We start from the raw sequence: 8,237 nt of genomic DNA, 5'->3' as shown, positions 1-8,237 counted from the left end.
GCGTACCCGGGGCGCCGCGTCCGGGCGCGGGCCGGGGGCCGGCAGAGAGCGGGGCCGCCGGCTTCGGGCCCGCGTCGCTGCCCAGGTCGGGCAGCGCGGGCAGCCGGGCGGAGTCGCGGAGCGGCACGGCGAGGGTGAGCGGGTCATCTCGGTGCCCTCCGGGTACAGGCCGCCGAAAGCCCGGGACCCCTCGGCGGTCAGCGTGGCGGGCACCTCGCGAAGGATCAGCAGCCCGTCCTGCCCGGCCGGGAGGCCCCCTACCGGGAAGGTGACGAGAGGGACGCGGGTACCGGTCTTCCCGGCGCGGGCGACCTCGGCGCTGAGCGTGCCGCTCCCGGCGCCGATCCTGATCGCGGGCCGGGCCAGCCCCAGGTCCAGCCCGTGCCGCCCGGTGAAGCGGACGGAACCGGTGAACTCGGCGGCCAGGGTGCGCTTCGCGGCGTCGTAGCGGACCCGCCCCCCGGGGAACCGGAACAGCGCGCCCCCGTCCCGCGCTCCGCCCGAGAGCTCCCAGTGCCCCTGGGCGATCTGCCCGGTGACGTACTCCCGGAAGGTCCGCCACACCCCCCAGTCGACAGCGGCGCCCCGCACCGGACGCGGCGTGCCCGCAGACCCGGCCGGACGCCGGCGCCGTGCCCGCCCTCCTGCCCGGCCGCCCGTTCCCGCGCCGTCCGTCCCGGCGCGCGCCCTGCTCCGGCGGCGCGTGGCGGACCTCGCGTACCACTTCCCCGCGCCCGCACGCCCACGCGCTCCACGGTGTTCCCGCCCCACCGCCCGACACCGTCACCCGCGGCCTCACCACCACCGGCGGCCTGCTGCGCCGCGTGCCCGGCCGGGTCCCGTCGGCAGGGGCCTCCCCGTCACATCCCGAGTGCCGTGGACAGACTCGGTCCCGGCAGCCGACCCGCCCCGTACACACTGTCAGGGCGGGGCGCCATACTGGACGGGCCGGGGAGGGCGCGGAGAACCGACGGGGGCGACAGCACGCGATGGCGGACACCAGGCTGATCCACGGCCGCTACCGGCTGCTGGAGGTGATCGGGCGCGGCGGCATGGGGGAGGTGTGGCGAGCGACCGACGAGGCGCTCGGCCGCCGTGTCGCCGTCAAGTGCCTGAAACCGCTCGGCCCGCAGCACGACCCGGACTTCGTACGTGTCCTGCGCGAGCGATTCCGCCGCGAGGCGCGCGTCGCGGCCTCCCTCCAGCACCGAGGGGTCACCGTCGTCCACGACTTCGGGGAGTCCGACGACACGCTCTTCCTGGTCATGGAGCTGCTCGAGGGCCGCGACCTCAGCCGGTTGCTGGCCGACAACCAGCACCACCCGCTGCCCCTGCCCGAGATCGTCGACATCGCGGAACAGGTCGCGGACGCCCTCGCCTACACCCACCGCCAGGGCATCGTCCACCGGGACCTGAAGCCCGCGAACATCGTGCGGCTCGCCGACGGCGGCGTGAAGATCTGCGACTTCGGCATCGCCCGGCCGGGCGCCGACATCAGTGCCGGCTCCCGCCTCACCTCCGGCGGCATCGCCCTGGGCACCCCGCACTACATGTCGCCCGAGCAGATCAGCGGAGGCCGGATCGACCATCGCAGCGACCTGTACTCACTGGGCTGCGTCCTGTACGAGATCGCCACCGGCGCCCCGCCCTTCGACCAGGAGGACGCCCTGGCCGTCCTGGTCGGCCACCGTGACACCCCGCCGCAGCCGCTGCGCGCCCGCCGCGCCGAACTGCCTCCGCTGTTCGAGCAGATCGTGCTCGACCTGCTCGCCAAGACCCCCGACGCCCGCCCCGCCGACGCCGGCGACCTCCGCCGCCGCATCACGGGCGCCCGCCCCGTCGTTCTCCCCGCCCCGCATCCGGCCGGCCCGCCGCCCGGCGTCCCCGCCCCGGAGCCCGCCGGCCTCCACACCCTCCCGTACGACTCCACTCCCGCGGCACCCGCCGTGGCCCGGCCCGGACCCTCTGCCCCGGCCGGGATCCCGTACCCGGCACCCGTCCCCCCGCCCCTGCCCGCCTGGACCCGGTCCATGAGCGGTGGCCGCAGGGCTCTCGGCGCCGTCGCCCTGCACCCCGCCCCGCCCGCCGACCCCACCGCCGGTCTCACCGGCCGCTGGACCCGTGCCGTCGGCGCGCCCACCCCCACACCCGGCGGCGGCACGCCCGCCGCCTCCCGCCGGACGACCCCGCCCCCCGGCCTCCTCAGCGATCTCGCCGGGCGGCACAGCGCCGGGCTCGGTCTCGGCCGTCTCGGCCGCTGGGGCGAGGCGGCCGAGATCCACCGAGCCGTCGCCACCGAGCGTGAGCGGCTGCTCGGCCCCGATCACCCCGACACCCTCGCCAGCCGCTACGAGGTCGGGTTCACCCTCAGCCGCACCGGCCACACCACCGACGCCCTGCGCGAGTTCACCCATGTGGCCGACGGCCGTGCCCGAGCTCTCGGCCCCGACCACCCCGACACCCTGACGGCCCGCCAGGAGACCGCGTACGTCCTCGGCCGCCTGGGCCGCCACGCCGAAGCACAGCACGTGTACACCGGTGTCCTCGCCGCCCGCGAGCGCGTGCTGGGCCCCGATCATCCCGACACGCTGCGGTGCCGTCACAACCTGGCCTTCACCCTCGGTAGGCTCGGCCGCCTGGAGGAGTCGTACCGGATGGCGTACGACGTGGCCGCCGCCCGCACCCGGCTGCTCGGCCCCGACCACCCGGACACCCTCGTCACCCGCTACGAAGTGGCCCACACCCTCGGCCTGATGGGCCGCTGGACGGACGCTCTGCGCCACTACCGCGAGGTGGCCTTCTCCCGGGCCCGCGTGCTGGGCCCCGACCACCCCGACACGCTCGCCGCACACTACGAGGCCGGCATCAGCCTCGGCCGGCTCGGCCAGGGCCAGGAGGCGCTCGGCCTGTTCGGCGACCTGGTGGCCGCCCGCACCCGGGCCGGCGGGCCGGACGACCCGGAGACGCTGCGCGCCCGGCACGGCCTCGGCGTCAACCTGGGGCGGCTGGGCCGCTGGGAGGAGGCCCTGGCCGAGGCCCGCGACGTCGCCGCCGTGCGCGAGCGGGTACTGGGTGCGGACCACCCCGACACCCTGGTCAGCTGTCGCGAGGTCGCCGTGTGCCTGGGCTGGCTGGGCCGCTGGGCGGAGGCCCTGTCCGGGTACGAGCGGGTGGCCCGTGCCCGCGAGCGGCTGCTCGGCCCCGACCACCCGGACACCCTCGCCGGGCACCAGGACGAGGCCCAGTGCCTGGAACGGCTCGGCAGGCGTGAGGAGGCGGTGGCCCTCTACCAGCGCGTGGCCGCCGTCCGCAGCCGCAGCGCGACGCCCGGCTGACGCTCCGGACGCGCCTCGGCCGCCGTCGCACCACCCGCCTGACACGCCGCCGGGTGGGCACCCCCGAAGGAGGCCCACCCGGAACGGCAGGTCGAGCAGCCGCTCGCCGCCGTGTCAGCCCACGTGCCAGCAGGTCGAGTGGAAGTCGGCCACGAAGACACTGCCCGCCGCGACGGGGCCGCCGCTGAACCAGCAGCCGTGCACGTCACCGGGCTGCGCGGCAGCGGGCGAGGCGGCGAGGAAGCCGACAGCGAGCAGACCGGCCAGAGCGATCGAGATGCGCCGAAGCATGTTTCTCTCCTTTGAGTGGGGGTACTCGCCATGACTCTTCATCAGCCGCCGCCCCACCGCACGCCGACACGTACGACCGGGTGGCGCCCCGCCCCGGTCGGCCGAACGCGCCACCGGCGGGGCCGCACACGAACGGTCCCGGGGCAGTCGTCGTGCCGACTGCCCCGGGACCGCGCAAACGGCGTGGCTCAGCTCTGAGGCGGCTGCGGACCCCGGTCGGGCCGCTCCTGCCCCAGCTGCTCCTTGAGCTTCTCCTGTGTGGTGTCGACCTGGCTGCTGTACTTTCCCTGTGTCTTGTCGTCGACGAAGTCACCGGCTTTGTCGATGCCCTGCGCGGCCTTGTCCTCGTGGCCCTTCAGCAGGCTCTTCAGCTTGTCCATCACGGACATGGGTCGTCCTCTCACCGAGCGGCCCCCCGGCCCATCAGTCTCCCCGCCCCACGCCCCGGCCGCATCCGGGCGGGCACGCTTCAACCCCGCCCGGCCTCTCCCTCCTCCCGGGACCGCAGCCACGCCTCGTGTGCCGCCGACACCCGCTCCCACAGAGCCGTGCGGTCCGTGTCGTCCAGGGCGTCCAGGCTGCGCCCGAAGTCCTTCTCCAGCAGCCCGAACCACTCTTCACGGGTGTCCACGGCCCGATCCGTGCTCCCCGCCGCGTCCGTCCGCGTCAGCACCCTGCCTCGCAGCAGGTGCACCGTCCTCGCGTCCCGGCGCAGCGCCACGAAGGCCGACACGAACGGCGAGTCCGGTGCCGTCGACAGCCGCGCGTGCTCCGTCGCGAAGTCGTGGAGCGCGGCCGCCTCACCCCGGAACTCCATGACGGGGAAGGTGCTGAGGCGGTCGTGGTGGAAGGTCCACCCGCCCGGCTCGCTCACCGAGGGCTCCAGCCGGTACGTGAAAGGCCCCTGCTCGTAGGTCCCGGCCCGCAGCGGCAACGGCTCGTGCGGGCCGTCCCCGAGGCCGACGTCGACGAACCACTCCCGGTCGTCCACCCGCACGGTCAGGACCATGTGGTTGCCGTTCGCGCCCCGGCCGTCCACGTCCGGGTGGACTCCGCCGACATGCATGGTGACGTCGTACCCGAGCGCCCGCAGCAGTGCGGCGAAGGCACCGTTCAGGTGGAAGCAGTAGCCGCCCTCACCGGCCGCGAACCGCCGCACCGACAGTTCCGGATCAATGCCGGGCGGCCGACCCAGCTGGATGCCGACGTTGTCGTACGGAACGTGCTCCAGGTGCGCCCGCTGCAGCGCGCACAGTTCCTCGGCCGAGGGCGTCCCGGACGGAGTGATGCCGAGCCGGCGCAGGTATCCCGCAAATCCTTCTGGAATCATGACTGTCGAACATAATGCCCACCACCGCGGGCATCTGCGGCAGGGGCAGAGCCGGGCAGGAGGCGGGGCCGGCGTTCAGTCAGCCGACGCCGTCCACCCGTCCGCGACGATCCGCCCCGCGTCCTCCGGCCGCGCCTCGTCGAACAGTACCCGGCCCCGGTCCAGGACCCGCAGCCCGTCCACGTACACCCCACGCCCCCGGTGGCGCCCATCGGCGCCGTACCGCCAGCGCAGCAGCCGCGCCCACGGCGGCAACGCCGCCTCCACCCGGTGCCACACCCGGCCCGACCAGCCCGACACCGCCCCCTCCGCATGATCCCGCCGCCCCCCTCCACCGGCCCGCGCGGTGGCGAACGGCACCGCCCGCCACACACCCGCCCCGTCCCCGGCCTCCAGGAACAGCCGCTCCTCGTCCGGCACCGTGTCCCACCACACCGCACACGACAACAGCCGCGCCCCATCCGCCCCCGCATCCCCCACCGGCAGCGTCAGGCTCCCCGCCGCACGGTTCGCCGCGTCCCCCGCCGCGCCCGCGCCCCACGCCGTCCGACCGCGCACGGGCCGCACCGGCACGGCCCGCGCCAGCCGGTCCGCGACCGCGACCCGCGGCGCCGACCCCGACCGCCAGGTCCGCACCGGGTGCACCGAGTTGCCCAGCAGCACCAGGAACAGATCACTGTGCCGGTCCAGCACCAGACTCGTCCCGGTGAACCCGGTGTGCCCCGCCGTGTACGGGGTGGTCATCGCGCCCATGTACCAGCGCTGGCCCAGTTCGAACCCCAGCCCGTGCGCGTGGCCCGGAAAGGCCCCGTTGAAGTCGGTGAACAGCAGCTCCACCGACTCCGGCCGCAGGATCCGCGCCCGCCCGTACCCGCCGCCGTTCAGCAGCGCCCGCGCCAGCACCGCCAGGTCCCGGGCGCACGAGAACACCCCCGCGTGCCCGGCGACCCCGCCCGACGCGTACGCGTTCTCGTCATGCACCTCACCCCACACCATGCCCCGGTCCAGCCCCGACCACGGCGGACGGGCGTCCTCCGTCGCCGCGATCCACGGCCGCCACCACCCGGGTGGTGCGAACCGGGTGCGGCGCAGCCCCAGCGGACCGGTGACCCGCTCCCGCAGCAGCACGTCCAGCGGCCGCCCCGTCACCTCCTCCAGCAGAAGCTGAAGCACGATCAGGTTCAGGTCGGAGTACCGGTACGCGGTCCCCGGCGGGTCCTCGGGTACCTCGTCCCACAACAGCCGGAGCCGCCCCGACCGTGTGGCCTCCCGGTAGAGCGGCAGCCAGGCCCGCAGCCCCGACGTGTGCGTCAGCAGCTGCCGCACGGTGACCGCGCCCTTCCCGCCTCGCCCGAAGGGCGGGAGCCGCGCCGCCACCCGCTCCTCCAGACCCAGTTCGCCGCACTCGACCGACCGCACCGCCAGCACCGACGTGAACAGCTTCGTCAGCGAGGCCAGATCACACACGGTGTCCCGGCGCATCGGCACCCGCCGCTCCGGTCGCAGTCCGACACCCAGCCCGGTCGTCTCGTCGTACGCCGCGTACCGCACCGCGTACCCGATCGCCCGGTGCAGCGCCACAATGCCGCCCCGCCCCGCGAGCACCACCGCGCCGGCGTACCACGGGTGCGTGGGGGAGGGGCCCAGAAACCGCCCGGCCCCCGCGACCACCGCCTCCAGACGCTCCGGCACCAGCCCGGCCTCCTCCGCCGACCCGCGCCGCAGCACCGGCCCCCGCCCCGCCGTCCCGTACCCGGCCACGTCCACACCTCCCGTGCCGCTCGTGCTCCCCCGCCCCCACCTCAGCACCAGCCCCGCCCCGAGGGCGCAGCTCCCCAGCGCGCGGCGACTGATCCCCGCCCCCAGCCCATCCGCGTCCATCACCAGGCGTCCTGACCGTCCCTCACTGCACCGGCGCACCACCCCTCACCCGTATCAACCCCCGGTCCGACGGCCGTTCCGCAGGTCGACGACGCGCCGGATCTTGCCCTCCGACCGCTCCAGCGTGTCCGGATCCACCACCTCGACGGCCACCGACACCCCGACCCCGTCCTTCACGGCCCACTCCACCGCCCGCGCCGCCGCCTGCCTCGCCTCCGCCGTCGCGTCGGCCCGCGCCTCCACGCGTACCGTCAGCGCGTCCAGCCGCCCCTCCCGGGTCAGCACCAGCCGGAAGTGCGGCGCGAGCCCCGGCGTCCGCAGCACGATCTCCTCGACCTGCGTCGGGAAGAGGTTCACCCCGCGCAGGACCAGCATGTCGTCGCTGCGCCCCGTCACCTTCTCCATCCGCCGGAACACCCGTGCCGTGCCCGGCAGCAGCCGCGACAGATCCCGCGTCCGGTACCGGACCACCGGCATGGCCTCCTTGGTCAGCGAGGTGAACACCAGCTCACCCCGCTCGCCGTCCGGCAGGACCTCTCCCGTCACCGGGTCCACCACCTCCGGGAAGAAGTGGTCCTCCCACACGTGCAGCCCGTCCTTGGTCTCCACGCACTCCTGCGCGACCCCCGGCCCGATCACCTCCGACAGGCCGTAGATGTCGACGGCGTCGATCCCGCACCGCTCCTCGATCTCCCGCCGCATCTCCTCCGTCCAGGGCTCGGCACCGAACAGCCCCACCCGCAGGGACGTCGACCGGGGGTCCACTCCCTGCCGTTCGAACTCGTCCAGCAGCGTCAGCATGTACGAGGGCGTCACCATGACGACCTCCGGCCGGAGGTCCTGGATCAGCCGCACCTGACGGGACGTCATCCCGCCGGACGCCGGAACTACCGTGCAGCCCAGCCGCTCCGCCCCGGCGTGCGCCCCCAGTCCGCCGGTGAACAGCCCGTACCCGTACGCCACATGCACGAGGTGGCCGGGCCGCGCACCGGCCGCACGGAGAGACCTCGCCACGACGTCCGCCCATACGTCCAGGTCCCGGCGCGTGTAACCGACGACCGTAGGCTGCCCCGTCGTCCCGCTGGACGCGTGGATCCGCCGCACCCGGGACCGGTCCACCGCGAACATCCCGAAGGGGTACCGGTCCCGGAGATCCGCCTTCGACGTGAACGGGAACCGGCTCAGATCCGCGAGCGACCGGCAGTCCTGCGGCCGCACGCCCGCCGCGTCGAACGACCGCCGGTAGAACGGCACGTGCGCATATGCGTGCCGCAGCGTCGCCCGCAGCCGCTCCAGCTGCAGCGCCTCCAGCTCGCCCCGTCCCAGCCGCTCGCCGTCGTCGAGGTCATCGAGCAGTCTCCGCACCCTGCGCCTCCGTCCGTCGCGTACGCATTGCCGCG

General features: G+C 75.0%; 7 protein-coding genes. 1 reads left to right on the top strand and 6 read right to left on the bottom strand.

The window, feature by feature from the left end; all coding sequences use genetic code 11:
* Positions 1-591, bottom strand: a 591-nt coding sequence (locus I3F58_RS26390) for an HtaA domain-containing protein (RefSeq protein WP_308355068.1), incomplete at its 3' end; no start/stop codon positions are given.
* Between the two features lie 398 nt (positions 592-989).
* Here I3F58_RS26390 and I3F58_RS26385 point away from each other — a divergent pair.
* Positions 990-3,335, top strand: coding sequence for a serine/threonine-protein kinase (locus tag I3F58_RS26385; protein ID WP_240111206.1), 2,346 nt, complete (start codon positions 990-992; stop codon positions 3,333-3,335).
* A gap of 114 nt (positions 3,336-3,449) precedes the next feature.
* Here the strand turns inward: I3F58_RS26385 and I3F58_RS26380 are convergent, their stop codons facing one another.
* The 5 genes from I3F58_RS26380 to paaK form a co-directional block, all read right to left on the bottom strand.
* Positions 3,450-3,626: a hypothetical protein gene (locus tag I3F58_RS26380; RefSeq protein ID WP_240111205.1), complete on the bottom strand. Its 177-nt coding sequence runs from the start codon at positions 3,624-3,626 to the stop codon at positions 3,450-3,452.
* A gap of 188 nt (positions 3,627-3,814) precedes the next feature.
* Entirely contained in the window at positions 3,815-4,015 is a 201-nt protein-coding gene (locus I3F58_RS26375; protein ID WP_240111204.1) for an antitoxin, read from the bottom strand.
* Between the two features lie 80 nt (positions 4,016-4,095).
* Positions 4,096-4,956: an arylamine N-acetyltransferase gene (locus I3F58_RS26370; RefSeq protein WP_240111203.1), complete on the bottom strand. Its 861-nt coding sequence runs from the start codon at positions 4,954-4,956 to the stop codon at positions 4,096-4,098.
* A 75-nt stretch (positions 4,957-5,031) separates the two neighbouring features.
* On the bottom strand, positions 5,032-6,837 hold the full coding sequence (locus I3F58_RS26365) for a serine hydrolase (RefSeq protein WP_240111202.1): 1,806 nt from the start codon (positions 6,835-6,837) through the stop codon (positions 5,032-5,034).
* Positions 6,838-6,891: 54 nt separating this feature from the next.
* Positions 6,892-8,193, bottom strand: coding sequence for a phenylacetate--CoA ligase PaaK (gene paaK, locus I3F58_RS26360; protein ID WP_240111209.1), 1,302 nt, complete (start codon positions 8,191-8,193; stop codon positions 6,892-6,894).
* Positions 8,194-8,237: the final 44 nt, after the last annotated feature.

The sequence above is a fragment of the Streptomyces sp. MUM 203J genome, from assembly GCF_022414595.1.
Classification (GTDB): domain Bacteria; phylum Actinomycetota; class Actinomycetes; order Streptomycetales; family Streptomycetaceae; genus Streptomyces.
Note: the sequence above shows the minus strand (reverse complement) of the source record. Positions and strands in the feature narration are given on the sequence as shown.

Excerpts from the sequence above, each read along its gene's own strand:
- I3F58_RS26385 (WP_240111206.1), top strand. The coding sequence starts at position 990 with ATGGCGGACACCAGGCTGATCCACGGCCGCTACCGGCTGCTGGAGGTG.
- I3F58_RS26380 (WP_240111205.1), bottom strand. The coding sequence starts at position 3,626 with ATGCTTCGGCGCATCTCGATCGCTCTGGCCGGTCTGCTCGCTGTCGGC.
- I3F58_RS26375 (WP_240111204.1), bottom strand. The coding sequence starts at position 4,015 with ATGTCCGTGATGGACAAGCTGAAGAGCCTGCTGAAGGGCCACGAGGAC.
- I3F58_RS26370 (WP_240111203.1), bottom strand. The coding sequence starts at position 4,956 with ATGATTCCAGAAGGATTTGCGGGATACCTGCGCCGGCTCGGCATCACT.
- I3F58_RS26365 (WP_240111202.1), bottom strand. The coding sequence starts at position 6,837 with ATGGACGCGGATGGGCTGGGGGCGGGGATCAGTCGCCGCGCGCTGGGG.